29 protein-coding genes are annotated in these 24,653 nt (G+C 58.0%); 9 read left to right on the top strand and 20 right to left on the bottom strand.

Annotated features, from left to right (window positions below; genetic code table 11):
* Positions 1-176 precede the first annotated feature (176 nt).
* Entirely contained in the window at positions 177-728 is a 552-nt protein-coding gene (locus ACID345_RS01405) for a methylated-DNA--[protein]-cysteine S-methyltransferase (RefSeq protein ID WP_011521080.1), read from the bottom strand.
* A gap of 93 nt (positions 729-821) precedes the next feature.
* Positions 822-1,691, bottom strand: a complete 870-nt coding sequence (locus tag ACID345_RS01400) for a hypothetical protein (RefSeq protein ID WP_148209980.1) — start codon at positions 1,689-1,691, stop codon at positions 822-824.
* On the opposite strand from ACID345_RS01400, the gene ACID345_RS01395 reads away from it, so the two are divergent.
* On the top strand, positions 1,672-1,884 hold the full coding sequence (locus tag ACID345_RS01395) for a hypothetical protein (protein WP_148209979.1): 213 nt from the start codon (positions 1,672-1,674) through the stop codon (positions 1,882-1,884). The two genes, ACID345_RS01400 and ACID345_RS01395, sit on opposite strands and share 20 nt — an antisense overlap.
* A 115-nt stretch (positions 1,885-1,999) precedes the next feature.
* Here the strand turns inward: ACID345_RS01395 and ACID345_RS01390 are convergent, their stop codons facing one another.
* The 3 genes from ACID345_RS01390 to ACID345_RS01380 all read right to left on the bottom strand — a co-directional run bounded on the left by ACID345_RS01390 (position 2,000) and on the right by ACID345_RS01380 (position 4,190).
* A complete protein-coding gene (locus ACID345_RS01390; protein WP_011521078.1) occupies positions 2,000-2,986 on the bottom strand; it encodes an OmpA family protein in 987 nt (328 codons plus the stop codon).
* A 238-nt stretch (positions 2,987-3,224) separates the two neighbouring features.
* Positions 3,225-3,560 carry a GIY-YIG nuclease family protein gene (locus tag ACID345_RS01385; RefSeq protein ID WP_011521077.1) on the bottom strand — a complete coding sequence of 112 codons (336 nt, stop codon included), beginning with the start codon at positions 3,558-3,560 and terminating at the stop codon, positions 3,225-3,227.
* Between the two features lie 21 nt (positions 3,561-3,581).
* Complete coding sequence (locus tag ACID345_RS01380) at positions 3,582-4,190, bottom strand: MXAN_5187 C-terminal domain-containing protein (RefSeq protein WP_011521076.1); 609 nt, start codon at positions 4,188-4,190, stop codon at positions 3,582-3,584.
* Positions 4,191-4,414: 224 nt separating this feature from the next.
* On the opposite strand from ACID345_RS01380, the gene ACID345_RS01375 reads away from it, so the two are divergent.
* The gene (locus tag ACID345_RS01375) at positions 4,415-5,068 is read left to right on the top strand and encodes a response regulator (RefSeq protein WP_011521075.1); all 654 of its coding nucleotides are present in this window, start codon (positions 4,415-4,417) and stop codon (positions 5,066-5,068) included.
* A 67-nt stretch (positions 5,069-5,135) separates the two neighbouring features.
* Here ACID345_RS01375 and ACID345_RS01370 read toward each other — a convergent pair whose 3' ends face one another.
* The gene (locus tag ACID345_RS01370; protein WP_011521074.1) at positions 5,136-5,492 is read right to left on the bottom strand and encodes a helix-turn-helix domain-containing protein; all 357 of its coding nucleotides are present in this window, start codon (positions 5,490-5,492) and stop codon (positions 5,136-5,138) included.
* Positions 5,493-5,882: 390 nt separating this feature from the next.
* Here ACID345_RS01370 and ACID345_RS01365 point away from each other — a divergent pair, with 390 nt between their 5' ends.
* Positions 5,883-6,302: a hypothetical protein gene (locus ACID345_RS01365; RefSeq protein ID WP_041855327.1), complete on the top strand. Its 420-nt coding sequence runs from the start codon at positions 5,883-5,885 to the stop codon at positions 6,300-6,302.
* On the opposite strand, the gene fabG is transcribed toward ACID345_RS01365, so the two are convergent.
* Positions 6,303-7,049 carry a 3-oxoacyl-[acyl-carrier-protein] reductase gene (gene fabG / locus ACID345_RS01360; RefSeq protein WP_011521072.1) on the bottom strand — a complete coding sequence of 249 codons (747 nt, stop codon included), beginning with the start codon at positions 7,047-7,049 and terminating at the stop codon, positions 6,303-6,305.
* A gap of 97 nt (positions 7,050-7,146) precedes the next feature.
* On the opposite strand from fabG, the gene ACID345_RS01355 reads away from it, so the two are divergent.
* Positions 7,147-7,668 carry a MerR family transcriptional regulator gene (locus tag ACID345_RS01355; protein ID WP_011521071.1) on the top strand — a complete coding sequence of 174 codons (522 nt, stop codon included), beginning with the start codon at positions 7,147-7,149 and terminating at the stop codon, positions 7,666-7,668.
* Positions 7,669-7,715: 47 nt separating this feature from the next.
* Here ACID345_RS01355 and ACID345_RS24995 read toward each other — a convergent pair whose 3' ends face one another.
* Positions 7,716-10,400: a protein kinase domain-containing protein gene (locus ACID345_RS24995; protein WP_011521070.1), complete on the bottom strand. Its 2,685-nt coding sequence runs from the start codon at positions 10,398-10,400 to the stop codon at positions 7,716-7,718.
* A 104-nt stretch (positions 10,401-10,504) separates the two neighbouring features.
* On the opposite strand from ACID345_RS24995, the gene ACID345_RS01345 reads away from it, so the two are divergent.
* A complete protein-coding gene (locus ACID345_RS01345; RefSeq protein ID WP_041855326.1) occupies positions 10,505-12,292 on the top strand; it encodes a DUF885 domain-containing protein in 1,788 nt (595 codons plus the stop codon).
* 66 nt (positions 12,293-12,358) lie between these two features.
* Here ACID345_RS01345 and frr read toward each other — a convergent pair whose 3' ends face one another.
* From frr to ACID345_RS01310, 7 genes are all read right to left on the bottom strand, one after another.
* Entirely contained in the window at positions 12,359-12,946 is a 588-nt protein-coding gene (frr, locus tag ACID345_RS01340) for a ribosome recycling factor (RefSeq protein ID WP_011521068.1), read from the bottom strand.
* A gap of 109 nt (positions 12,947-13,055) precedes the next feature.
* Positions 13,056-13,385, bottom strand: coding sequence for a hypothetical protein (locus tag ACID345_RS26770; RefSeq protein WP_011521067.1), 330 nt, complete (start codon positions 13,383-13,385; stop codon positions 13,056-13,058).
* 132 nt (positions 13,386-13,517) lie between these two features.
* The gene (locus ACID345_RS27460) at positions 13,518-13,724 is read right to left on the bottom strand and encodes a YjzC family protein (protein ID WP_408609950.1); all 207 of its coding nucleotides are present in this window, start codon (positions 13,722-13,724) and stop codon (positions 13,518-13,520) included.
* Positions 13,725-13,929: 205 nt separating this feature from the next.
* Positions 13,930-14,649, bottom strand: coding sequence for a UMP kinase (gene pyrH, locus ACID345_RS01325; RefSeq protein ID WP_011521066.1), 720 nt, complete (start codon positions 14,647-14,649; stop codon positions 13,930-13,932).
* A gap of 108 nt (positions 14,650-14,757) precedes the next feature.
* On the bottom strand, positions 14,758-15,843 hold the full coding sequence (recA, locus tag ACID345_RS01320; RefSeq protein ID WP_011521065.1) for a recombinase RecA: 1,086 nt from the start codon (positions 15,841-15,843) through the stop codon (positions 14,758-14,760).
* Positions 15,844-16,097: 254 nt separating this feature from the next.
* Complete coding sequence (locus tag ACID345_RS01315) at positions 16,098-16,526, bottom strand: acyl-CoA thioesterase (RefSeq protein ID WP_011521064.1); 429 nt, start codon at positions 16,524-16,526, stop codon at positions 16,098-16,100.
* Between the two features lie 54 nt (positions 16,527-16,580).
* Positions 16,581-16,928, bottom strand: a complete 348-nt coding sequence (locus ACID345_RS01310) for a DUF4118 domain-containing protein (RefSeq protein ID WP_187148919.1) — start codon at positions 16,926-16,928, stop codon at positions 16,581-16,583.
* A gap of 240 nt (positions 16,929-17,168) precedes the next feature.
* Here ACID345_RS01310 and ACID345_RS01305 point away from each other — a divergent pair, with 240 nt between their 5' ends.
* The 3 genes from ACID345_RS01305 (at position 17,169) to ACID345_RS01295 (ending at position 19,431) form a co-directional block, all read left to right on the top strand.
* Positions 17,169-18,365: a cation:proton antiporter gene (locus ACID345_RS01305; protein ID WP_011521062.1), complete on the top strand. Its 1,197-nt coding sequence runs from the start codon at positions 17,169-17,171 to the stop codon at positions 18,363-18,365.
* 172 nt (positions 18,366-18,537) lie between these two features.
* Positions 18,538-18,996, top strand: coding sequence for a YbjN domain-containing protein (locus tag ACID345_RS01300; protein ID WP_011521061.1), 459 nt, complete (start codon positions 18,538-18,540; stop codon positions 18,994-18,996).
* Between the two features lie 138 nt (positions 18,997-19,134).
* The gene (locus tag ACID345_RS01295) at positions 19,135-19,431 is read left to right on the top strand and encodes a hypothetical protein (protein WP_041855322.1); all 297 of its coding nucleotides are present in this window, start codon (positions 19,135-19,137) and stop codon (positions 19,429-19,431) included.
* Between the two features lie 47 nt (positions 19,432-19,478).
* Here the strand turns inward: ACID345_RS01295 and ACID345_RS01290 are convergent, their stop codons facing one another.
* From ACID345_RS01290 to ACID345_RS01270, 5 genes are all read right to left on the bottom strand, one after another.
* A complete protein-coding gene (locus tag ACID345_RS01290) occupies positions 19,479-19,760 on the bottom strand; it encodes a hypothetical protein (protein ID WP_011521059.1) in 282 nt (93 codons plus the stop codon).
* On the bottom strand, positions 19,754-20,077 hold the full coding sequence (locus tag ACID345_RS01285) for an RNA recognition motif domain-containing protein (RefSeq protein WP_011521058.1): 324 nt from the start codon (positions 20,075-20,077) through the stop codon (positions 19,754-19,756). Before ACID345_RS01285 ends, ACID345_RS01290 begins: the two co-directional genes overlap by 7 nt.
* A gap of 10 nt (positions 20,078-20,087) precedes the next feature.
* Positions 20,088-20,378: a hypothetical protein gene (locus ACID345_RS01280; protein WP_011521057.1), complete on the bottom strand. Its 291-nt coding sequence runs from the start codon at positions 20,376-20,378 to the stop codon at positions 20,088-20,090.
* Between the two features lie 208 nt (positions 20,379-20,586).
* Complete coding sequence (locus tag ACID345_RS01275; protein ID WP_041855321.1) at positions 20,587-20,766, bottom strand: zinc finger domain-containing protein; 180 nt, start codon at positions 20,764-20,766, stop codon at positions 20,587-20,589.
* A 75-nt stretch (positions 20,767-20,841) separates the two neighbouring features.
* Positions 20,842-21,384 carry a hypothetical protein gene (locus ACID345_RS01270; protein ID WP_011521056.1) on the bottom strand — a complete coding sequence of 181 codons (543 nt, stop codon included), beginning with the start codon at positions 21,382-21,384 and terminating at the stop codon, positions 20,842-20,844.
* 314 nt (positions 21,385-21,698) lie between these two features.
* Here ACID345_RS01270 and bamA point away from each other — a divergent pair, with 314 nt between their 5' ends.
* On the top strand, positions 21,699-24,491 hold the full coding sequence (gene bamA, locus ACID345_RS01265) for an outer membrane protein assembly factor BamA (protein WP_228370715.1): 2,793 nt from the start codon (positions 21,699-21,701) through the stop codon (positions 24,489-24,491).
* The last annotated feature ends 162 nt before the right edge of the window (positions 24,492-24,653 follow it).

Genomic DNA, 24,653 nt, shown 5'->3' with positions numbered 1-24,653 from the left:
AATGCAATCCCAGAGTTGTACAGATTTCACATTTCACTGTGGTGTGCCTCAAAAGGTAATTCGCCACGGGAACCCAGGGGAAAAAGCCAAAATAATTGTGACGGGGAAATTTGGTCTGAAAGATTACCTATCCATGATCGGACAACCGGGCACTTCTGGGCAATCCAGCGAAAGCACTATACTCCCACTTTCGCGGACTTTGATTTTGGGGCCTTGAAAAACAGCGGGCCGGTGCCGGGAAGGGCCCGTTCCAGGGAGAGCAGCTGCTCTTTTTTATCGAGCCCGCCGCCATAGCCGCCGAGGTGTCCATCGGAGTTGATGACGCGATGGCACGGCACCACGATCGGAATCGGGTTGGCGCCATTTGCACCACCTACAGCCCGCGATGCGTTCGGACTTTTCAATTCCTTTGCGAGTTCCTGGTAGGAGCGCGTTTCGCCGTAAGGAATTTTAGCGACGAGGTCCCAGCACTTACGCTGGAAATCCGTCCCAATGCGCGGATCGAGCGGCAGATCGAACTCCGTTCGATGGCCGTCGAAATATTGCTGGAGCTGCTTCTTCACCTTTGCAGTTTTCTCTTCGGAGATCACCCAGCTGACGTTCTTGTCGAACTTGACAGGCGGAAACTCGCGCCCTTCGAACTCGATCATGACGAGGCCGTTTTTCGAGACGGCGATCCACAACTGGCCGATGGGGGACTTCATCTGCGAATAGTAAAGAGTTTCCATAGGGCGCGAACTCCAAAGCGAGCAGGTCGCAACAGATTACATCCGCCTAAGGGCTACGGGGAAGCCGGGGCAGAAATAAATCTGATTCCGAGGCTACGAAGCCGGACCGGAAAAGCTCTCCTTGCGATAGAAAGCGGCTTTGCGGGTCACGAGGAAGTAGATCGGGATGGCCATGGTGATCGCGGTGCTGATCATGATCAGCTTGAGGAAGGTGTCGGTAAAGGCGAAGTCGGGAGTGGGTCCGAACATCTTAGGCTGGGACGCCATCATGCGCTGGAACAGGTCCGCGGCGCCGGGGCGGAGCCAGGTGGCGGCCATATTCACCATGCCGAAGACGAAGTACCCGATTCCTACCAGTCGCGCCGACGGCCACAGCTTCAGTAAGCCGATTCCGACATATAAAACGACGAACAGGTACGCCGTCATCAGGATCATCGCTGCCGGACCGTTAATCAGCACACCGAATAGAAGTTGCGGCGTATGCAGAAGGAACGTAAATGGAAAGAAAATCGAGCAAACCAGCAGGAACCACGCGATGATCGAGATGCTGATCGGCCGACCAGCCGGGAGGGTCGCGGGGATCGCGGCGGGCCCGGCAGAGAGATCGCTCGTGGGGGAAAGAACGTAAGCCGATCCGGCCGGGATGAACTGCGCAGTGACACTGCGTCGAGTGAAGTAGATAGCCCACCAAACTCCGACAGCTAATTCTCCGATACTGAACACCAGCATGGACGCGATAACGACGATGGTGATCTGCGAAGCATTCGGCGGCTGCGACGGTTGCGATTTCATGATCGCGGGCACGGCCAACGCACCAAGTCCTCCGAACACGCCGAACATGCAGAGGAGCACAGCGAACACGATCGTGGAAATGCGGGCCCAGTTCTTCAGCCGCCACAGCCCAATGCTCGAGGCCAATCCCCAGATCGCCGGAACCAAATACATGACGAAAACGATGGCCATCAAGGCGCTCATTGGAAGTTGGGGCGCGCCTGGCGTTGAGGGTATTGCCGCGCGCGGAGCAGCGAACATGACCGATCCCATCAATACAGCCATGCCCAACACGCCGAGCGATCCTAAGAACGACAGAATCGCGATGACTGTAACGCCCGCAGATCTCCGCACCGGGACACCTCGTCAACAGGATGAATGCTGATGCCGCGCATTCTACCTGCCAGTGCTTGCCCACTCACTAAGATTTCGGCGCCCATGAAAAAACCTCCCGCCCGGGAGCACCGGAACGGGAGGGGGTGTTGAGACGTGTTGCAAACTTACTGCTGCGGAGTCGCGGGTTGCTGCGGAGCACTCTGCTGCGCCGGAGCTGCCGGGGCTGCGGTGCTGTTCGCATCAGACTGCGGCATGGTGCTGGCTGAAGCCATCTGGCCGAGGCTGTTCTGGAGCAGGCTGATCTCGACGCGGCCGCCCTTGGTGTACTTCGGCTTGGAATCTGCCGTGGCCGAGGTCGCCTGGACCTTCGCGTTGCCCATGCCCATGGTGTAGATGCGGTAGACCGGGACGTTCGAGTTGATTACAAGGTAGCGGACCACTTCGTCGGCGATGCGCTGCGAGTTCTCAACCGCTACGCGGCCGTGACCGGGAGCGAAGCCCTGCACTTCCACGATGTAGCCCTTCTGGTCGGCGAGGCCCTTCGACATGTCGTCGAGCGACTCTTTCGCCTTCTTGCTCAGCACGCTCTGGCCAGGACGGAAGCGGATCTCGATGTTCGAGGCCTCTTTGTACTGGTCAATGTTCTCAACCGTGGTCTGGACGGTCTGGAGGTGCTGGCTGGCCTGGGTCGCGGTGGTGTTGGCCTGCTGGGCGCGGTTGCCGGCGTCGAGCGCGTGCTGGTCGGCTTCGTTCGCCTTGGCGGAGGCGATGCGGATGCCTTCCTGAGCGCGGGCGTCGACGTCTTTAATGTCCTTGGAGTTCTTCGCGGTCAGCTCATCGAGCTCGTTGACGCGGTCGCGGATCGGCGACATCTGGCGCTGAACGTACTTCTTGCGCGCGAACGGATTCAGATGGCCCCAGAAACCTTCGTGGGTATCCGGCTGCAGCGGCTGGTGGGCCGCCATGCCCTGTTCCTGCGCGGGGGTCACGCCATTGTTGTTCTGCGCGGCCTGCGAGCTGCTGTCCTGCGCCGCAGGGGCGGTGGCAGCGGGCTTCTGATTGTCACTTGGGGTCGAGGCGGTATTTTGCGCCAGGGCGGGCAATGCCAAAGTTGCTGCCAGCGGAAGCGCGATCAGGAAATGGCTCTTCATTGCGGATAACCCTCCGGGGGAGTCTTCAGAATCTGTGTTTTGCCGGATGCGAGCTTCCGATCCGGCTTGGCCCCTGAACTTGCATCGGGGTGCGCACTAGGCGCGAACACCTATCTCTATATCAACTGAATTGCCAAACTCCGGAGGGCGTAAGTGCTTTGTTTACAAGCGACTCAAGACGAGAGCTGCGGGGCAGGAGCGTAGGAAGGGTGACGGATGAGTAAATTTGACAGGGTAGCTACTTCTGAATCGCCTTGGCTTTGAGTTCTTCGATCCAAGCGGCCTTCTTGGCCTTCAATTCGTCATCCACGGCCAGGGCCGGAGTGTCGGGATCGAGTTCCTCGAGCACCTCAAAGGCGAACTGCTCCTCCGAGCGTTCCTTCCATTCAGCCTGTAGCTGCTTGTCGCGATGGCTCCCGGTTCGGAGCATGAACCAGAGGCCATTCTTTGCAGCAGTGAGATTTGGGGACGAGTCCACCCAAACTGAGCCGGTCGCTTTGCAGCGGACTGCAAAAATACCGCGCGGCACGGCGCGCTCTTTGAATTCGCGAATGGCTGCTTTTCTGGTATTCAAGGGAACTCCGGAATTTCAGTTCTATGCGGTCTTCGGTTTCGCCTTCAGCTTCACCTGGTTGCCTTGCACTTCCAGCGAGTACTCGACGGCATCGCATTTGAAGTCGCGGCGGATTTGTTCCGTCTTCTTCTTGAGGAAGGACGCGAAGCTTTCGTAAGGGGCGCCGGCCTGTTCGCCGACTTTTTGTTTTTCGCTCATCATGCGGTCGTAGAAGGCGCGCACCATATCGCCCTGCTGTTCGACGTCGCTGCACGCGATGCGCGAGGAGTCTGCCTCATCTTCCGCCGAGCGACCGCCGAGGGCAGCCTGCGCGGCCTTTTCCTCGTCCGTACGCATGCCGGCGATGGCGAGCAGCGCATCCTGGGGACGCCGAAAACCTTCTTCCTTGATCTTTAATTTCTGTCGCCAGAGATCGCTGAAGATGGCGTATTTCTGGGTAAGCGTATTGAACTTGAAGCGCTGCGAGAAATTGAGTTTCTGGCTGTCGCTGAATTTCTTGATGAGGCTCTGAACTCGCCAGAGCGTGTCGTTCGGGGGGCGTTTCGATCCCCCTCCGAAATACACGTCGTACTCGATCTTGAGCCGCCGGAGACTGGTATCCAGCAGGTCGAGTTCCTCGTCGATCGTCAACCAAGCACCTCAGGGGTGGATCGCCATTCGATGCCAGGATTCCGCGGGGGCAGAGCAGACGGACCGAGGGTGGCGTATTGCACGGAATATAGCACACGAGTGCTGCGGAATGAGACTAACTACCGTGAAACGTGTTGTAAAGAATAGGCATCGAATCCTAAGGATCTGGCCAGAGTTCCGCAAGATGCATTAATCCTTCGACGCATCTAAGATAGTGAGGTCCTATGGCTGAATTGATTCGTGTTGTTATCGCTGATGATCATGCTGTTCTCCGGGAATCGCTCGTAGCCCTGCTTAACTCGCAGCCCGATATAGAAGTAATGGGCAGCGCGAGCAACGGCACCGAGGCACTGGAGATCGTCCAGAAGGTCCACCCCGACGTGCTCGTCCTCGACCTCGCGATGCCCGCCGGAGATGGCTTCGATGTGCTGCGTACGCTCGACCGCGCAGGCACCCGCGTTGCGTCGGTGGTCCTGACCGGCTCGGAGAGCCAGCAGGACTACGTCCAGGTAGTGCGTCTCGGCGCGCGTGGCCTGGTGCTGAAGGGAGACGACCCGTCGAAGCTCTTTGCTGCGATCCGTGCCGTCGCCGATGGCGAGTTGGCCTTCTCCGATGAAGTAGCACGCGGCGTGCTGAACGCCATGGCTGCCGAACCGCAGCCGGCGCCGACCAACCTGGCGCGGCTCAGTGAACGCGAGCGGCAAATCTCGTTCCTCGTGGCACGAGGTTATAAGAACAAGGACATCGCCAACGAACTCACAATCAGCGAGAACACGGTGAAGCGACATTTGCAAAGCATCTTCTCGAAGACGGGCGCGCGCGATCGCTTGGAACTGGCAGTGCTGGCTTTGAACGAGATCAGTGCCAAAGCTGCGTAATGCAGTCGAAATTTGAGCATGCAAAAGCGCGCCGCGATGGCGCGCTTCGTTTTTGAAATCAAAAAATCTATTTGCCGTTGCCGGCGCTCGCAGCCATCTTCTTCACCATGGTGAGAACGAGGCGACGATCGCTGTCATTGAGTCCGGAAGAATAACGGCGGATCTGGTTGAGGAAGCGGAGAACTTCGTCGCTAACCTGCGGCGAAGACTTCGTCCCGTTGTCGGCAGGAGCGTCGGAGAAGAACGTTGCCAGCGCCACGTCCATGGCAGATGCGATCTTTGCCAGGGTGTCGAGCGATGGGATGGTGTGCCCGTTTTCGACCCGCGACAGATAACAACGTAGTAAACCTGTGCGCTTCTCGATGTCGCCCTGCGACATGCCTTTTTGCAGACGGAAATTGCGTATTGTTTCGCCGATATTCATGATGCCGAAAGGACCTTCCGGGCGCGGACTTGGAGAAAGTGCATAGTAATCAGAGTACAACCCTCTGGCAAGGAGATTTTTTTACACTTTGGATACGGTACCAACGGGGTTCCTCCTGTGGAGAACGTCCGAAATTGCTCCAAAACCCGGGCCAGAGACGTGGTTTTGGCCATAACTCTTATTCGATTGAATCGCGAATGGGGGCAGGACAAGAAGGCAGGTTTCGCGATGATCCACCTTCTTGTACACGGGTTCTACGCGCAACTGCAAGAACCGATTGAGCGCCAAACATAACTTTGGTAATGAGAAGCATCTGCGAAGCGCCGGGTTCGCCAGCCCGCTAACGAGGCCGGGACAGGGGTGTGCTATCGTCGTGCGGAACCGCGGACGATGGAAACTCCAAAGAAAAGTGCCCCCTGGCTGGTCGTCGTGATCCTCGTGGTTGCGTTCGGTTTGCCGATCGCAATTGGCACCATGGAAGTACGAATTGCCCGCAATGCCCAGGCCGAAACTGCTGCCGTCGATTACTTGAACGCTGTTGCCAAAGCTGAAAACGATTACCGCAAAGCTAACGACACGTTCGCGGCAAAACTGGACGATCTCAAGGGGCTTCCCGCGTCCGTCGGACCGTACAAAATCGGTTACAAAAAGGTCACGCCCGACTCGTATCTCGCGATGGCGTGGCCGCTGCAACCGGGGAACCATGGACGGCGATATTTCTTCCTCGACCAGACGGGAGTTGTCCGCTACGAGTTGATGAAACCGGCGGGCCCGGGGAGTGAACCGGTGCCGACAGCCGAGAAGAAGTAGTTAGCCCATCAACATTCCGCCGTTCACGTTCAGCACGTGCCCGGTGATATAACCCGCTTCTTCAGACGCCAGGAACTTCACGGCTTGGGCAATGTCCGAATCGCTTCCCTGCCGGCCCAGCGGGATCTGCTCGTTGATCTTCGCTTTCACATCGTCGCCAAGGACGGCGGTCATCGCAGTCTCGATGAACCCCGGCGCAACGGCATTGCAGGTGATATTGCGCGACGCGACTTCACGCGCGACCGACATGGTGAGGCCGATCAAGCCAGCTTTCGAGGACGCGTAGTTCACCTGGCCTGCCTGTCCGGTTTGGCCAACGATGCTGGTGATGTTCACGATGCGCCCCCAGCGCTGCTTCATCATTGAGCCGATGACGGCCTGCGAGAGCAGGAAGGCGCTGGTGAGGTTGGTATTCATCACGGTTTCCCAGTCGGCGCGCTTCATCCGCATGAAGAGCTGGTCCTTCGTCACGCCCGCATTGTTGACGAGGATGTCGACGTGGCCGTGCTTCGCGAGCACTTCTTTGACCGTGGCCTTGATCTGCTCTTCGTCGGTGACGTCGAGCGGGAAGACCGAGGCTTGACCACCGGCGTTTGTGATCTGAGCGGCGACTTCGTCGAGCTTCTCGCGATTACGAGCGGCGAGCGCGACTGTGGCGCCGGCTTCGCCCAATGCCAGCGCGCACGCGCGGCCTATCCCCTGCGAAGCTCCCGTGATCAACGCGACTCTTCCCTGCACACCGGACATGGGTTTCTCCTGCACTGCTAGCGTAACTGGCCATTATAAATTCCGGGTTGCGAAATCTCTTGACCCGTCTACAACTGTAGGGTTCACACTGGTTCTCGTGCACACAGTCTCGCAACTTGCGAAACATTGCCAGCTTTCACGGAGCACGGTGTTGTATTACGAGTCGATTGGCCTGCTGCAGCCGGCCGTTCGCACCGAGTCCAACTACCGTCTCTACGGCGAGCGCGAATTGCAGCGCCTGGAACAGATCAAGCTGTATCGCTCGGTAGGAGTGAGCGTAAAGGACATCCGCGCGGTCCTCAACGCTCCACGGGGCGAATTCAGCGGGGTTCTCAAGCGCCGTCTCTCGCAGCTCGAAAAAGAAATCGAAGCGCTCCAGGCACACCAGAGGGTGATCCTGAAGCTGCTGAACATGAAAACGCTACGGAGAAAAAAAGACATGACCAAAGACAAATGGGTCGCAGTGATGAAAGACGCGGGCTTCACCGAAGACGACATGCACCGCTGGCATCGCCAGTTCGAGAAGTCGGCGCCTACGGATCACCAGGAGTTCCTGCAGTTCCTCAACATTCCAACGGATGAGATTTCGCGCATCCGCGAGTGGAGCAAGAAGAACTAGCGCCTCCCGCCCCGTCGCAGACTATCGTTCGCGGCAGGGCGGGGATCTTACTTGTTCAGCTTTTCGTTCCAGTTCAGGATGACGGTGACCTGTTGGCTCTCACCGTTGCGGATCGCGGAGTTAATGAGGAATTTCTGGCCGTCGCTGCTGACGTCGTAGCCGACTTGTTCAGTAGTCGCGACAAGTTCGCGTGGATCAGCCTGGAAGAGAGCTGCGGGAGTACCGGCGCTGAAGTTCGCCCCCGTGGTCACCGGAACCGCCATCATCTTGGCACTCGAGGAAAGGTAATAGAGTTCCTTGCCATCGCCGCGCCAGTGCGGTTGCTCGCCGCCCCCGCTGGAAATCTCCCACTTGCCTTTTGCATCGGGGAACGACGTAACGTAGATCTCCCACTTGCCGCTCTCGTTCGACGCATACGCGATCCACTTGCCATCCGGCGAGAAGTGCCCGGTCTTCAATGCGGAGGTGCCGGCGTTGAGGAACTCTTTCTTCGTCATGTCTGAGAAGGTGAGATACCAGAGACCGGTCCCGTGGACGTAGAGGAAGTACTTGCCATCGCGTGACCAGTCGTTGGGATAGTTGTCGGGAAGATCGTTGATCAGCACGGATTCTGTGGCGTGGCCGTCCACCGATTTGCGATAGACCGAGAAGTGTAGTTCGCGATTGGTGACGAAAGCGATTTCGGAGGCCGCAGGACTCCATACCGGTAATGCGTCAATCGAAGGATCAAAGGTAATACGACGCGGCGCGCCGCCATGCAGATCGAGGAGCCACACGTCGGTGTTCTGGCTGCCGGAGTCAACCTTGTCCACCGCGAGAGATTGACCATTCGGTGAGAGGGACAGCGCGCCAAAGTAATCGGGATCTGCGACGTCCCCAAGACTCTTACCGCTACGATCAAACCACGTGAGCTGGGAGACCGCATTGCCGGTGCGAAGTTGCGCGAGAACCGCACCCGTTCCAGTGGAGGAGAAGGTCGCCCTCTGGATACGCGGCATGTATTGCAAATCGCTCAACAGCGCTGCGGGTTCGCCTTCCAGCTGTAACTTCGTGGCGTTAAAGCGCTGAGCGAACAGCGTATTGTCGCGATAGTACAGCAGGTAACCTGGGGCGGCATACGAACCGTTCGAAATCGCGTGCAGCAGGAAGTGCTGCTCCTTAGACCCGAGAGCGCCCACCGCGAGACCCGCGAATTCCGTGTGCACGGTGTTGTTGAAGATGGTGTAGATGTAGTGCTGTCCGTCGGGAAGAAATACCGGCCAGCGATGGCCGTCTTCGCCCTTGCTTGCGTCGGGCGTAGTGAGCTGCTCGGGCTTGCCACCGGCAGCGGAGATGCGCCAAAGGCCGGTGCGCAATGCTCCACTCGGCGTGAAGACGATGACGCCATCTTTGTTCCAAGTGCCACCGCGTCCGCCCGGAGCGTCGCACAAGGTTTGCGCAGGACCTCCGGCAATATCCACTCGCCTCAATTTGCCATCAGCAAAGAAGCCGAGCGATAGGCCGTCCGCCGACCAGAAGGGAAAGCTGGCGCCATCGGTGTCAGGCACCAGGCGCACGTTCTGCGACCCGAGTTCGTAAAGGAAGATTCCGTTCTTATGCGCTTCGCTCCGGTAGCCAACGACGGCAACTGTATGACCGTTGGGTGCGATGGTGAGATCGCGGGCCGTGAAGGTAAACGGCGCTGCGAAATATTGCGCCTGCGTGGCGGGACTAGAGCGGTTTAACCAGCTAAAGAGTGCGACCAACAGCAATAATGCCAGGGCTCCGGACACAATCCAGGGAAGCGACTGCGAGCGCCGCTTGACGGGAGTAATTTGCGTAGAACTCGGGCTCGCTTGGGCGCTCCATCCCAATTCCAGCCCGAGATCGCGCGCCGTCTGCCAGCGCTGTTCTGGGTCCTTAGCGAGACACCGCGCAATCACGTGGTCCACTCCGCGCGGCACCTGCGGATTGAGCGTCGAAGCCGGCTCCGGATCTTTCTCAAGAATGGAGTTCGCGACCGCGATTTGGCTCTTGCCATCGAAAGCTCGTTTGCCGGTAGCGGCCTCATAAAGGGTCGCACCAAGAGCAAAGATGTCAGAGCGCGCATCGGCCAGTTTGCCTTCCACTTGTTCGGGCGCCATGTATTGCACCGTGCCCACGACAGCGCCGGCCATCGTCAGGGGCGAGAGTGGACTGAGGCCGCTCATGGTGGGTGCGCCGGAAAGCAAAGGAGCGCTACTGGTGCCCGCGGCCATAGTGCTCTCCACGGCCTTAGCCAGCCCGAAGTCCATGAGCTTGGCGCCGGTCTTGGTGAGCATGATGTTGCCGGGCTTCAGGTCACGATGGACGATGCCTGCGCGGTGCGCGACTTCCAGAGCTTCGCTCACCTCGACACCAATCTTCAGAACCTCTTTGATCGGAAGCGCGCCTTTCTGCAGGCGCTGCGCGAGCGACTCGCCTTCGAGAAACTCCATGACCAGGAAATCCACGCCTTCCTGCTGGCCGACATCGTGCAGAGTGCAGATACGCGGATGGTTCAAGGATGAGATCGCGCGCGCTTCACGTACGAAGCGTTCTTTCAACTCGGGATTCGACGAGAGATGCCCTGGTAAAACCTTGATCGCGACGCTGCGATCGAGGCGCAAGTCTTTGGCGCGATACACCTCACCCATGCCGCCCGCGCCGAGTTGCGACTGGATTTCGTACGGCCCAAGTTTTGTTCCGGGAGCAACGGCCATGTGGTGCGCCATTGTATCCCCCGCCGCTGGTTGCGCGAATGAAAAAGCCGATGTCGCCGCAGTTGCAGCCTGCATTTCCAGCGTGTTTTACTAGGCGCCTATCTGTAGGAGGTCCCTTGCGCCGTTTTGCTCTGCTTCTTTCGCTCGTCTTTACTCTCGCCTCCATCGCATTCGCTCAATCTCCCGAGAAAGCTCCAGCGCCGCCGGCATGGATCGCCGAAAGCAATCGCTACGCGAACATGCTGATTGAAATCAGCTTCAAACACAGTCCTGAGTTTGGGTCGGGGCAGGGCCTTGCGGAATTCGATACCAAGGTCGCCCAGCCCACGCTGGCCGATGAAAACGCCGAGCGGCAAGAGACGGAGGCTGTGGTCGCGAAACTCGAAGCGGCGGAGAAGTCGGAGAAAGATCCCAAGGTCAAGGAAGATCTCGAGATCATGATCCGGCGTATGCAGCTGCGCTTCCGCGACCAGGATTACGCACGGGCGCGCGAGGTCCCGTTCTACAACGCGAGCCAGCGTGTGTTCAGCGGGGTTCGCCTTTTGCTCGATGACCAGACCCCTGATGATCGCCGCCCCGCCGCGGTGACCCGGGTGCGTGAATATGCCGGTCTCGAAGCCGGCTACACGCCGCTTACCGAAATCCTGAAGAAGCGCACAGAAGAGCAGATGGCGAAAGCGGGCGTCATCTACCCCGCCAAAACCGAGATCGAAACCGAGATGTCGCGCAATGCCAATTACACGGAGGGCATGGCCGCATTACTGAAGAAGCACAAGCTCACAGGCTGGGAAGAGCCGCTCGCCAAACTCAAGCAGCAACTGACCGACTACGACGCGTGGGTCCGTGCAAACGTCCTTCCGAAAGCTCGCAGCGATTTTCGTGAGGCGCCCGAGCGGTACGCGCTCGACCTTGAGGGCTACGGCATTGATATACCACCCGCCCAACTGACAAAGATGGCCCACGACTCCTTCGTCGAGATCCAGGGCGAAATGAAATCGGTAGCAGCGCAGATCGCCAAGCAGCGCAACCTGCCATCCAGCGACTACCGCGACGTTATCCACGAATTGAAGAAGCAACAAATCGTGGGCGATGCCATCCTGCCCTTCTACGAGAATCGGCTCAAACAGATCGAGCAGATCATCGTGGACCAGCAGATTGTGTCGCTGCCTTCGCGACCGGCAAAGATCAGGATTGCCACCGCTGCCGAAACTGCGCAGCAGCCTGCGCCGCACATGGTGCCGCCACCGTTCATTCACAACACCGGCCAGCGCGGCGAGTTCGTTCTCCCACTCAATATCCCGGCGGGCCCCGGCCAGCCTGCCTCTGAGAAGTACGACGACTTCACCTTCGACGCCGCTGCCTGGACCCTCACCGCGCACGAAGCTCGCCCCGGCCACGAGCTTCAATTCGACTCCATGCTGGAACACGGCGTCTCTCTGGCTCGCGCACGCTACGCCTTCAACAGCACCAACGCCGAAGGCTGGGGCCTTTACTCCGAATACCTCATCAAGCCCTATATGCCGTTGGAAGGCCAGCTGATCTCGTTGCAACTGCGTTTGCAGCGCGCCGCACGCGCATTCCTCGACCCGGAATTACAGTCGGGGAAGGTCACTCCGGAAGACGCCTACCGCGTGCTGGAGCATGATGTGTGCCTGTCGCACGCATTTGCACAGGAAGAGGTCGAGCGGTTTACGTACCGCGCTCCGGGACAAGCGAACAGCTATTTCTACGGCTACACTCGACTGCTCTCGCTACGTGAGGAAACCGAGAAAGCGCTCGCTGCGAAGGGCGTGAAGTTCGACCAGAAGAAGTTTCACGACTTCATCCTGGCCCAGGGCCTCCTGCCGCCGGACTTGATGCGAAAGGCGGTACTGGAGGAATTTGTTCCAGCACAGGCAAAGTAGGCGTTCGTCCGTGCAACGAAAAGCCCACGCATTGCGCGTGGGCCGTTTTCTGCATTCAGACAACGGTTATACCGTCATCACTTCCTTCTCTTTGGTCTTGCACATCTCTTCCATCTTCTTGATCTCGTCGTCGGTGAGCTTCTGGAGATGTTCCATGGTGCCGCGCTCTTCGTCCTCGGTGATCTTCTTGTCCTTCAGCGTTTTCTTGATGAAGTCGTTGCCGTCGCGGCGAATGTTGCGAATCGCGGTGCGATGTTCTTCCAGCGCCTTGTGCAGGTGCTTCACCATTTCCTTGCGACGATCTTCGGTGAGCGGCGGGACGGGAATGCGGATGATCTTGCCGTCGTTCATCGGGTTCATGCCGAGGTCCCCGCTCCGGATTGCTTTCTCGATCGCGCCAAGCGCCGACGGATCGAAGGGCGTGACCAAGATCAGTTGTGGCTCGGGTACTGTGATTGTCGCCACCTGATTGAGTGGCATCATCGAGCCGTAGTATTCCGCCTGCACGGTGTCGAGCATATGCACTGACGCGCGGCCCGTGCGGGTCGCCGACAGTTCCTTGCGAAAGTCATCTACCGCCTTTTCCATGCGCGTCTTTAACTGACCAAATTGATCTTTCAGCGCAGGAACGGCAGCCATGCTGATTTGAGCCATATCAGTCCGCCTCAGTACAGAATGTGAACACGAGATTATAAACTCTGGCAGCGAAACAGACGCGGAATAGGCACCGACACTCCGGGCCGTCGCCGAAATCCGGAGGCGACTATTTGTCGTCTTCCTCGAAATCCTGGTCCTGGAAGATGTACGGGGCGGTGCGAACCAGGCGGAAACGCACGTTCTGGTCGCAGGTTTCGCAGTTGGGAAAGGCGTCGCCGGCGATCATCACCACTTCATGCGCAGCGCGGTGCTCGCCATCGTGCACCACCTCGTAGATTCCGGACTGACGCACGACGTCGCCGGGCTTGCTGTTCTTGGGAGAAGAACTGCCGCGACTGCTCTTTCCGGAGCCTTTTGTTCCGCCGGAATGAACTCGTATTGCTTCGCGACTGTAAGTGCGCAGACGAAAACTCGCCTTGGGACTCGGAGTGCGCATAGGGGGAACCTTAATTTCTTGTTGACTCGCTTTAAGACAACTTAGCGCAATTGGGAGCCAGTTTGGAAGTATTTTGTATTGAGAACTGCTGCTAGGCGTAAGGTGGCGGCTATTTTCCGGGTGGTCAAGCGTTTACTCGCCGACAAAGTCGCGGTCGCGGTCGATGAGGTTCGCGCTCTGCACTAATCGGAACCGTACATCGTGATCGCAAACCGTACAGGTCGGGAATTGTTCGCCTTCCCTGAGGGTCGCGTCGTGATCTTTTCTGTGGTCCTTATGAAGGACCCGGTACACTCCCGAACTCGGCACTTTCTGGCCTGGTTTGAAATCCTGCGCCATCCTTCCGTCACGGCTTTCTGGGGACGGCATTATTTTAACGCCACGGTGGCCCGACGCTCTGACTTTCGAGAGTGTCACAATCCTTCTCCGCGGAACTGTGCTGCGGGAAAATCTAAGCCGCAAGGTTATCTGCGCGCAAGACGCGGAGATTTCCTGGCCTCACGATTTTCAGCAGGCATTTGTAATTTTTACTCGCCGAGCGATATTACGCACTGACCAGAGAACCTACAGCTTCGCCCATAACCACGCGCTGGATATTGCCGCGCTCGTTGAGATTGAACACAACGATGGGAAGGCGGTTCTCCTGGCAAAGGCTGATCGCGGTGGCATCCATAACGCGCAGGCCTTTCTTCAGGACATCCATGTAGGTGATCTGCGCAAACATGGTCGCGTCGGCGACTTTGTGCGGGTCGGCATCGTAGATGCCGTCCACCTTCGTCGCTTTCATGATGACGTCAGCTTTGATTTCCGCCGCCCGCAGAGAAGCTGCGGTGTCGGTGGAGAAATACGGATTGCCGGTACCGGCCGCGAAGATGACAACCCGGCCTTTCTCGAGATGGCGCATAGCGCGCCTACGAATAAATGGCTCGGCGACTTGGAAGATCTCAATCGCGGACATCACGCGGCATTGGACATTCTGCTTTTCCAGCGCGTCCTGCACAGCGAGAGAGTTCATTACAGTTGCGAGCATGCCCATGTGATCTGCGGAAACACGGTCCATGTCTTTCGCTTGTTCGGCCACGCCGCGGAAGAAGTTTCCGCCGCCAACCACGACGCCGATATCAACCCCGAGGCGATGGACTTCGGCGATCTCGGCCGCGATCTCATGCACACGCGTTGGATCGACCCCAAACCCCTGTTCGCCTTGCGCTAAGGCTTCGCCCGAGAGCTTCAACAATATCCGCTTGTATTTCGGTTCTGACATGACATTCCAGTGTAACCGGAAACCCTCATGCACTTCGGTGACATTCTCGTGGGCAATAGCAAAGGGCGCTGATCTCTCAGCGCCCTGCTCATCTAGCTAAATCAACTTCTACTTTCGCGCGACCGCAGCTTTCTCCGCATGGCCGTTCGGCGGGACAGGCGGGGCGGCGTTAGGTGCCGGGGCTGCCGGCTCCTTCACCAGCCCGACGTGTTTGCGCACTTCGGCCTCGACACGGGCGGCAATGTCCTTGTTGTCCTTGAGGAACTGCTTGGCGTTCTCGCGGCCCTGGCCGATGCGCTCGGTCTTGTAGCTGAACCACGAACCCGACTTCTCCACGATGTTGGCTTCGACGGCCAGGTCGAGCATGTCGCCTTCCTTGGAGATGCCTTCGCCGTAGACGATGTCGAACTCGGCTTCACGGAAGGGAGCGGCGGTCTTGTTCTTTACGACCTTCACCTTGGTGCGCGAACCGATGACGGTGTCACCGTCCTTGATCGCGGCGATGCGGCGGATGTCCACGCGGACCGACGAGTAGAACTTCAGCGCGCGACCACCGGTGGTGGTTTCGGGATTGCCGAACATGACGCCGATCTTCTCGCGGATCTGGTTGATGAAGATGAGGCAGGTGCCGGACTTGCTGACGGTGCCGGTGAGCTTACGCAGCGCTTGCGACATCAGGCGGGCTTGCAGGCCCATGTGGCTGTCGCCCATTTCGCCGTCGAGTTCGGCCTTGGGAACGAGGGCCGCGACGGAGTCCACCACGAGGATGTCGATGGCCTTCGAACTGACCAGCGCTTCGGTGATCTCCAGTGCCTGCTCGCCATAGTCCGGCTGCGAGACGAGGAGGTTCTCAACGTCCACGCCAAGTTTGCGGGCGTAGGTGGGGTCGAGCGCGTGTTCGGCGTCCACGAAGGCGGCCATGCCGCCGGCCTTCTGGGCCTCGGCAATCACCTGCAGCGCAATCGTCGTCTTACCGGACGATTCCGGCCCGAAGATCTCCACTACACGGCCGCGGGGGAAGCCTCCGGTACCGAGGGCCGCATCGAACGAGATCGCGCCGGTCGAGATCACCGAGATGGGGACGATCGCGCCCTTCGCGCCGAGCTTCATGATCGAGCCCTTGCCAAATTGCTTTTCTATTTGCGACAGCGCCAGTTCCAGTGACCGGCCTCGTTCGGTACGTTCATCCGACATGCGGCACAACTCCTGAGTAGGGTTTCGCGCGTTGAGCAGCGCAAGATACTTTGTCAACGTAATCGTCGCAGCGTGATGGGAGACATACTCCCAAAGTCGAATTCTGCTGCGTGCGTCCCATTTCGGGGAAGTATATAGAGTATTGCGGGAAAAGGCGAACAAAAAGCGAAGCTGAAAGGTTTCTGTGGAGAACTGGGGCGAAATCGATGGGTCAGACGTCGTCTTTTGACGGCGAGCAAAAGGTTCCCGCTACATCAAAGCTGAGGCTTGACCACTTCATACGCCGCGATCCGCTCCCGCCACTCCTGCGGGATGACAATCGTCTGCTTCGTTTCGTAGTTGTAGCCCACGAGGATGGCGGTACAGAAGGCGGCGCGCTGGCCGGAGTCTTCGCTCCAATATTCGGTTAGGAGATCGTAGGATTTGTTGCCGATACGGGTAACCCGGCTGGCGACAGCGACGTGCTCGCGATATTCCAGCGGGCGCTCGTAGGTGATTTCAAGCTTGGCGAGAATGATGCTGCGTGCGCCGGTCAGCGGGACGCCGAGGACTTCGTCAAAGTAGACGCAGCGCGAGGTCTCGGCCCAAACGACATAGGAGGCGTTGTTCACGTGCTGGAACATATCAATGTCGCAGAACGGTACCTGGAAGTGCCCGACGCTGCGGAAGTCGGAGAGTGGCATGAGAGTCTCACAACAAAATTACCACTCGAATGGGAGGCAGCAACGGAAGCGGAACTACTTCTTATCGTTCCGGGAGCGCAGGTCGGGCAGCAGGAGATAAGGAATAGCGATGCCGCCGAGGAGCATCCAGGCGAGGCTGGCACGGGCAGCGTCGTCTTCCACACGGAAGCTATGCAGCGGAGTGAATAGTAGATGGGCAAAGATAGCGGCAGTCAGGATGGAGCCAAGGATGCCGACCATAACGCCATAACGGGCCGCTACGGCGACGATTACGACCACGAAACCGATGGGGAGGAAGATGATCCAAGGCTGGGCCGAGAAGAGATAGGAGCAGCCGATTGCGAGGGTGGTACAGATAAGCAAACCCCAGACGGTGCGGGCGGTCCACTTCAGCGTTTCCAACCAAATCCTCCCTTCTGCACGCCTCTCCATGTCTTGCTCTAACCCAAGCGTGGCGCGATTGATTCTCAGCATCCCATGAATTCTTTGTGTCGCCGCAAAATTCGAGAGCGGCGCGGTATGGATTTCAGAATCCAGCTACTCTCGATTTCGTGCCAGCTGCACTGCAATTTGCTTCCCAAGTGCAGGTAGCTATCGCAGAATAAATCGAGACCTTGGCATGGGGGTGCAAAGGTCTTTCGAATGCCGCACGGAACTGAAACACTTCTCTTACAGCTCTTCACGATTTTTGTTTGGGCCAAAGCATTCGGAGAAATCTTCGAGCGTCTGCGACTGCCTGCCGTGCTCGGCGAGATTCTGGCCGGCGTCATTCTCGGCCCATTCGCGGCAAAGCTGATCGAACCGTCGGACACGATTGTGTCGATGGCGGAGATCGGCGCAATCTTCCTGCTCTTCTCCGTCGGACTGGAAACCAGCCCAAAAGACCTCATCAAAGTCGGCCGCACGTCACTCAACGTTGCGCTCGCCGGGATCGCAGCGCCCTTTCTGCTTGGCTTTATTTATCTGAAGGCGCGCGGCGAAGTGACCCACGAAGCCGCGTTCGTTGCGGCGGCGATGGTGGCGACCAGCGTCGGCATCACGGCACGCGTGCTGAGCGATCTGCATGTGATCAAGAGCTACACCTCGCAGGTGATTCTCGGCGCGGCGGTGTTCGACGACATCCTCGGCATGATCCTGCTGACGATCGTGGTATCGCTGGCGGAAGGATCGGGGATCCAATACATCCACCTTGGAATTGTGGCGGCGGAAGCTGTGGGCTTCGCGCTGATCATGATCTTCGTGGCGCCACGCGTGGTGGGCCGCATGGAGCCGGGCCTGCAGAAGATGTCATCGGGCAATGCGCCGCTGATTTTGGCGTTGGCGATTTGTCTTGGCTTCTCAGTGCTGGCGACGAAGATCGGAATGGCGGCGATCATCGGCGCATTTTTTGCAGGGCTGATCTTCGCCGACCACGCTCCGCGCTGGGAACTCGAGTCGCCCGTAAGAGGCATCACGGAATTCCTAACACCATTCTTCTTCTTCACCATGGGCGCGCGGCTGGATCTGCATATCTTTACGCCGGATTTGATTGTGGCGGCATCGATCGTAGGTTTCCTGGCGCTAGTCTCGAAGGTCGTCGGGTGCGGGCTGCCGGTGTTGCATGAAGGATGGAAGACCGCATTGAAGATCGGTGTGGGGATGACGCCGCGCGGCGAAGTGGCCCTGATCGTGGCGCTCATCGGGTTGCAGATGAACATGGTGTCGCAACGGGCATATGCGATCGTGATTTTGATGACCGCAATCACAACGATTCTGCCGCCGCCGTTTTTACGCATGCTCTACCGCGATGAAATTGTGGACTCCGAAGAAGAGCCGCAGAGCGTGGCGGCGGACGTTTAGTTCCCTGCCTCTCCGTAAAGCTAAAATTCTTTCACCACGAAGGACACAAAGGGCACGAAGGTTTTGAGATTTCGCTCCCTTCGTTTCCTCTGGCTCTGAGAGCATGACGTGGTAACGGCTGCTTTCACGAGCTATGATTGCGACTCGTTGCCAACGCAATCTGGAGAGACTCTTGAAAAGGCTGACTCTTGGCGTTCTTTTGCTGCTGTTTCTGAGTGTTTGGGGCCGGTCGCAGGAATGTACTTCCAAGGTGCAAGGCTTTCTCGATCATTCCGGCTACGCGATCAAAGTGCTGACGCCGTGTCAGAGTTGGATGGCCACCGACGTCCTGTCGGTCCCGAAGGGCGATGGTCTTTCCGGAGTGATGCTGTTCGCGGAGGGAGACGATTTTGTCATCGTCGGCACCGTGATTCGAACAAAAGCCAAACTCAATCTTTCGTCGGACCTATTGGACAAGCTCATGCACTTCAACGATGACCTGACTTTCGTAAAAGTGGGCATCGACCGCAAAGGTGATTTGTTTATTCGGGAGGAACTGCGTGCGGACACCGTCACCGCTGAACAATTCAAAGACTCCGTGAAGCGGATCATCGCAGGGAGTAACAAGGTTTACGCGACGCTGAGCGAGTAAAAACTTGTTGGCATTGTGTGATCGGGCACCACAGCACGAAACATTTTCGTGAACGATAGAGGTCCTTCGACTGCGCGTGCTTTGCACGCTCCGCTCAGGATGACAGGACTAAGATGGTCGGCGATAAGGGAGCTGTCCATGCCGTGGGACGTGCGTTTGGAAGACGAACAGGGGCGACCCCTGATCCCTTCGGATGTCTACGTTGAATTCAGCATGATTCCCGAGGATGAGTCGCTGGCAGCGACCAAAATACTGCGCATCATCGATCGTTATGCCGATACTGTTTTAAACCACCTGCAGATGGATGACTTTCTGCGGGAATGGTCGCAGTTGCAGCCTAATCCGATGGACCACATCGAGTGGGAACTGGTGCGAAGGATGGCGGAGCAATGCAAGGCTGAGCCCCACACTTACCTGCGCTTTATCGGCGATTGATTCTGGCGTCCAAAAGCCCGCCAACGCATCTCCGGCTCTAGCGGCAGCTAGTGGGCCGCTGCCGTAGCAGGTGCCGGAAGCAGTGGCAGGCGAACCGAGCCGGAGTGTTTATTTTCCTGGATGTGGTCCCACACGAAGCGGTCGGCGAGCCATGCGGCCTGGCGTTGGGCGAGGGCTTCGTCGCCGGCGCCGGCGGGGTGTTCGATGGCGTAGTGGAAACCACACGTCTCACAGCAGACGGTGGTCATGGTCACGATGCCGTTAAGGGAGCCGTGGGCGTTGCGGAGGCGTTTTGCGTTACCGAAGGTTTGGGCGGTCGCGCCTACCACCGCGGCTCACGCTTCCGGCCTTTGTCGCGGAAATTACCGCGACCACCGCCGCCACCCGAGTTTCCGCGCTCGGTTTTCGGGCGTGCTTCGTTGACGTTGAGCGCGCGTCCGCCGGAATCGCGGCCGTTCAAGCCTTCGATGGCTGCAGCTGCTTCCGTGTCGTTCGGCATCTCGACGAAGCCGAAACCACGGGCGCGCCCGGTGTCGCGGTCGGTGACGAGGGAAACGCTATCCACTTTGCCGTAGGGTGTAAACAGTTGGCGAATATCGTCTTCAGTGGCGGTGAACGCGAAATTACCAACAAAAATCTTCTTCATCGATCTTCTCCTAGCTTGCTTGCGCCGGTGACCACGGAATTTCACTGATGGTGCCGTCTTCGCCGATCGAAAGTGAGCGGGGGAAGAACTTGGGGTCGTGCTCAATGCCCTGGCTGGAAAAACTCATGGCCAGTTTGACGAGGGTGGAGCGCTTCTTCTGCAATTTGCCCAGCGCGGAACTGCGTTCGCGGTCGGAGTCAAACTTCTCAAACTGCTGGCAGTACGCGATCTTGCGGTCGTACAGGGAGATTTCTTTGTGGAGGTCTACGAGGTGGTACTTGTTGGGTGAATAGGTCTGCATGAGCTCCTCTGGGTGACCGCGGGATCGGGTTGGTACTGGGGCCGAGCGCTTGCGCTAAGGAGAGATCCGGTTCAGACGGGCTGACTTAGTTCAGGGAATCTGAGTGCGGGCAGGATTGCCCGCTACTTCGAAGTTATGCCCCTGCAGGAGCATTGTCAAGGTAAGAGACGTGCTCCGAAGCCCCGCGTGGCGCGATCAATCGGGTGTTTCAGTCTACCTCGTCGCCGTCGATGATGGGCTCATCGATCACCGGGGCGGTCTCATAGAGCGGCTTCTTGGCCCAGCGTTCGGCATGAATTCCCCGGATGGTCTTACCGGTCTGGGTGCATACTTCATTGACCTTTGCATGACACTTGGGACAGGGGCGTTCGAGCGGGAGTTTGAGCATGGTCCGGCATTCTCGCTGTGCGAGTGCAAGGCAAGATTCACGGCCGCAGCGAGGCGTGAGCTTGGAAAAGGTGATTTACGGAATCAACTTGCGCTTGTGCCTTGGGGCTTGCTCGGCCATTTCGCCGCAGGTGGAAGAGATAGATGCGACGTAGTTCTCGAGCTGGCCGTCCTGCTTCTGCTGCATAAGGCCGTCGAGGAAATCGAAGTGGGCGTCCTTGTCCACTTTCAAGATTGATTGGTACGCCTTGAGCGTGCCCTCGACGCCGGCGGTCTGGATCTTTACCGGGTCTTTGACTTTGGGATGCTTCACCATGAAGGCCGCTGACGAAACCATGAATTGCATGGAGAGCTGGCTATTGTAATTCGGGTTGCCGCGTTCGAGCGGGTGCAGGACAGGCTCGCAGAGTTCAAGATGAAGATCGGGTGCCTTGACGATGAATTCGGCGGCCCACTGGCGTTGCTGAACAGCCTCAAAGGCGAGCGGATTGATCTCAAGATTGCGCGCGATGCGCACGAGTTTGACGCGCTCTTTCGGTGAGGACGCGGCGCGAGGACTGGCGACAGCAGCCGAAGCGAGGCCGGAAACCAGCAACGTCGCGATGACAAAGTTCTTCATTCCATCCTCGCCGGCGAGAGATTCTCCCCATTCAGGGAATTCTCGATATCATACGCTCCCATGCCGCTACTGAAAACCAGAATGGCGCGTCGAACCTTCGATGCCACGCGTGAACGTTCCCAGCGAAGCGGCACTATGGTGGGAAAACCACGGTGGTGGCGTGGATGTATCGCTTCGTAAAGCTTTTAGAGGCGAGCACCCGTACCGTATAATTACCCTTCCTCATTCCAGGTATAGAGGTCGTTACCATTCTTAGCAATATTACGGTCAGGCCCGCGAAGTCCTCGCTTCGCGGGAAGCAGTGGCGGATTTCTTTGTTTCTTCTCGTGACGCTACTGTTTTGCGGGATCGCACAAGCGCAAGAGGGAGTCATCGTCGACATCCGGGTCCACGGGAACCGTCGCATTCCCGCCGACACAGTTAAGTCCCGTATGTTCACGCACGCCGGGGATGTATATGACCAGAGCTCCCTGGAACGAGATTTCAATGCTCTTTGGAACGCGGGGTATTTCGATGATCTGCGGCTTGAACGGGAACAGACGGACAAGGGCTGGATCATTCACGTTTACGTCAAAGAGAAGCCGACGATCCGTGAAATCAAGTACGAAGGCCTGAACTCCGTCACCCAGAGCGACGTCCTCGATAAATTCAAAGAACGCAAGGTTGGTCTTTCCCAGGAAAGTCAATACGACCCGACCCGTGTGAAGCGGGCGGAAGTGGTCTTGAAAGAACTGCTCGCGTCGCACGGCCGCCAGTTTGCGACCATCCGCACGGAAGTCCGGCCGATTCCGCCAGCGGCAGTTTCGATTACGTTCGTAGTGAAGGAAGGACCGAAGGTCAAGGTCGGCAAGATCATCTTCGAGGGCAACGCACACGTGAAAGCGCGCGAATTGCGCGCGGCGATGAAGAACCTGAAGCCGATTGGCATTCCGAAATCGATCTTCCTGGAAAACCTGTTCGCCCGGACCTTCGACTCGACCAAGCTCGAAGAAGATGCCGAGCGCGTCCGCTACGACTACCAGACGCGCGGCTACTTCAAGGCGATCGTCGGCGATCCGAAGACCAAGATCCGCGACGTGAGCGGCATCAAGTGGTACATGCCGTGGAAGAAAACGGACGGCAAAGTGGTGGACATCACCATGCCGATCGAGGAAGGCGATCGCTACAAGCTGAAGGAGATCACCTTCAGCGGCAATAAGGCGATCAGCAACACCAGGGCGCTCCGCGAAATCTTCAAGATGAAGGATGGCGACTGGTTCGATGCGGAACTGGTGCGCAAAGGCCTCGACGACTTGAAGAAGGCCTACGGCGAGTTCGGCTACATCAACGCCACTGCCGTGCCCGATACGCAATTCGATGATGTCAACAAGAGCATCACGCTGAAGGTTGATCTCGACGAAGGTAAACAGTTCTCGGTGCGCCGTATCGAGTTCGTCGGAAATACGACGACACGCGATAAGGTCATTCGCCGCGAGTTGGCGCTCGAAGAAGGCGGCATCTACAACAGTCGGTTGTGGGAGATGAGCCTCCTGCGCCTGAACCAACTCCAGTATTTCGAGCCTTTGAAGGCGGAAACCGACTCCGAAACCAAGCAGAACAACCAGGACAACACCATCGACCTGACGTTGAAGGTGAGGGAGAAGGGCAAGAACTCCATTGGTTTGACGGGTGGCGTCAGCGGCCTGGCGGGATCGTTCATCGGCGTGAATTACACGACGAACAACCTGCTCGGCAAAGGCGAGACGCTTCAGCTTGAGGCCAACGTCGGACAGTTTGAGCGCAACATCCAGTTCGGCTTCACCGAGCCGTATGCGTTCGACCGTCCGCTGCAATTGGGCGCGGTGGTGTTCAGCAGCAAGTACGACTACAACTACGCCAAGCAGCTGGCACTTTCCACCGGCCAGCAGTTGAACCTGTCGCAGAGCGTGCAGGACACCCTGCAGAACTACTCGCAATCCACGACGGGCTTCACGCTTTCGTCGAGCTACCCGCTGCACCGCTCGTTCAAGCGCGTAGGGCTCTCGTACACGTTCAGCGATTCGTCGGTCCAGACCTTCTCGACGGCTTCGACGCAATACTTCCAATACTTGGCATTCCGCAGCGTTACCGGTCCGAACGCGCTCGAAGGCATTCTCACCAGCAAGGTGACGCCGAGCTTCACCTGGAACCGCATTGACAATCCGCAGCGTCCACACCGCGGTAGCAGCTTCTTCCTGGCGGCGGACATTTCGGGCCTTGGCGGCAACGTACAGATGATTCGGCCGGTAACCGAGTACAAGCGCTTCATCCCGGTGAACAAGGGACGCAACGTGTTCGGCTTCCGTGTACAGGGATCGTTTGTGACGGGCTACGGCGGCAACGTGGCGCCACCGTTCGAACGCTTCTACATGGGCGGTGAAAACGATCTGCGCGGCTTCGACATCCGCTCGGTATCGCCGACGGCGTTCCTTACCGACTTCACCTCGATTGCCTTGACGAATCCAGACGGCACGACAGTTCCAATCGATCCGGCTCATCCGAATAAGGGTGCATACACGATTGCGATTCCGGTGCAGCGCATTATCTATCCGGGTGGCGACACCAGCGTAGTCACCAACCTCGAGTATCGCGTACCGATCGCCGGTCCGGTGACCATCGCAGCCTTCGTGGATACCGGCTGGGACATGGTGCTGCGCAACGACCAGCTTCGCATTAGCGATCAGCAGTACAGCACGTTGACCAACACGATCTTTGGCTGCGTGTACAACCCGCTGATCCCGCTAACCGTGGGCTGTACCGGTGGTGGGGATGCGAGCCACTTCCTGACAGGGCTCAGCCAGAACATCACGCCGATCGACAAGACCAACTACCAGACGCGTATGTCTACGGGTTTGGAGTTGCAGGTCATCATGCCGATCGTGAATGCGCCGTTCCGAATTTATTACGCGTATAACCCGTTCCGCCTGGATACGACGACAACGACACCGTCGCCGATCACCCGTTCGATGTTCCCGGATGGCGCCGCGGGCGATTACACGTACAAGCAGGCAATCTCGTTGTATAACCCAACTTACGTGCTGCGCGAGCCTTTGAAGACGTTCCGCTTCACGGTGGCTACAACGTTCTAAGGAAACGGTTTAGCCCCGCCCAAAGGTGGGGACGAAATTAATTATCCTGCGGGGGTACTTTGGTGCTTCCGCAGGGCATTTGTTTGCGTCAATACGTTGACGCTAGATAGCGCTGAACCTATAATTTTAAGCATCCGCACCGCTGATTTTTCCGAGCCGCCA

It is taken from the genome of Candidatus Koribacter versatilis Ellin345, from assembly GCF_000014005.1.
In the GTDB taxonomy this organism is placed as follows: Bacteria; Acidobacteriota; Terriglobia; order Terriglobales; family Acidobacteriaceae; genus Korobacter; species Korobacter versatilis_A.
The sequence above is the reverse complement of the archived record's forward strand: the minus strand, read 5'-3'. Positions and strand labels throughout refer to the sequence as shown.

Bases quoted from the DNA above. Each gene is read 5' to 3' on its own strand.
- ACID345_RS26770 (WP_011521067.1), bottom strand. From the start codon at position 13,385: ATGCGCACTCCGAGTCCCAAGGCGAGTTTTCGTCTGCGCACTTACAGT.
- recA (WP_011521065.1), bottom strand. From the start codon at position 15,843: ATGTCGGATGAACGTACCGAACGAGGCCGGTCACTGGAACTGGCGCTG.
- ACID345_RS01370 (WP_011521074.1), bottom strand. From the start codon at position 5,492: ATGAATATCGGCGAAACAATACGCAATTTCCGTCTGCAAAAAGGCATG.
- ACID345_RS01280 (WP_011521057.1), bottom strand. From the start codon at position 20,378: ATGCAGACCTATTCACCCAACAAGTACCACCTCGTAGACCTCCACAAA.
- ACID345_RS01390 (WP_011521078.1), bottom strand. From the start codon at position 2,986: ATGAAGAGCCATTTCCTGATCGCGCTTCCGCTGGCAGCAACTTTGGCA.
- ACID345_RS01285 (WP_011521058.1), bottom strand. From the start codon at position 20,077: ATGAAGAAGATTTTTGTTGGTAATTTCGCGTTCACCGCCACTGAAGAC.
- frr (WP_011521068.1), bottom strand. From the start codon at position 12,946: ATGGCTCAAATCAGCATGGCTGCCGTTCCTGCGCTGAAAGATCAATTT.
- fabG (WP_011521072.1), bottom strand. From the start codon at position 7,049: ATGTCCGGTGTGCAGGGAAGAGTCGCGTTGATCACGGGAGCTTCGCAG.
- ACID345_RS01305 (WP_011521062.1), top strand. From the start codon at position 17,169: ATGCCGCACGGAACTGAAACACTTCTCTTACAGCTCTTCACGATTTTT.
- ACID345_RS01275 (WP_041855321.1), bottom strand. From the start codon at position 20,766: ATGCTCAAACTCCCGCTCGAACGCCCCTGTCCCAAGTGTCATGCAAAG.
- ACID345_RS01405 (WP_011521080.1), bottom strand. From the start codon at position 728: ATGGAAACTCTTTACTATTCGCAGATGAAGTCCCCCATCGGCCAGTTG.
- ACID345_RS01400 (WP_148209980.1), bottom strand. From the start codon at position 1,691: ATGGCCATCGTTTTCGTCATGTATTTGGTTCCGGCGATCTGGGGATTG.
- ACID345_RS01395 (WP_148209979.1), top strand. From the start codon at position 1,672: ATGACGAAAACGATGGCCATCAAGGCGCTCATTGGAAGTTGGGGCGCG.
- ACID345_RS01375 (WP_011521075.1), top strand. From the start codon at position 4,415: ATGGCTGAATTGATTCGTGTTGTTATCGCTGATGATCATGCTGTTCTC.
- pyrH (WP_011521066.1), bottom strand. From the start codon at position 14,649: ATGTCAGAACCGAAATACAAGCGGATATTGTTGAAGCTCTCGGGCGAA.
- ACID345_RS27460 (WP_408609950.1), bottom strand. From the start codon at position 13,724: ATGGCGCAGGATTTCAAACCAGGCCAGAAAGTGCCGAGTTCGGGAGTG.
- ACID345_RS01270 (WP_011521056.1), bottom strand. From the start codon at position 21,384: ATGAAGAACTTTGTCATCGCGACGTTGCTGGTTTCCGGCCTCGCTTCG.
- ACID345_RS24995 (WP_011521070.1), bottom strand. From the start codon at position 10,400: ATGGCGCACCACATGGCCGTTGCTCCCGGAACAAAACTTGGGCCGTAC.
- ACID345_RS01295 (WP_041855322.1), top strand. From the start codon at position 19,135: ATGCCGTGGGACGTGCGTTTGGAAGACGAACAGGGGCGACCCCTGATC.
- ACID345_RS01365 (WP_041855327.1), top strand. From the start codon at position 5,883: ATGGAAACTCCAAAGAAAAGTGCCCCCTGGCTGGTCGTCGTGATCCTC.
- ACID345_RS01315 (WP_011521064.1), bottom strand. From the start codon at position 16,526: ATGCCACTCTCCGACTTCCGCAGCGTCGGGCACTTCCAGGTACCGTTC.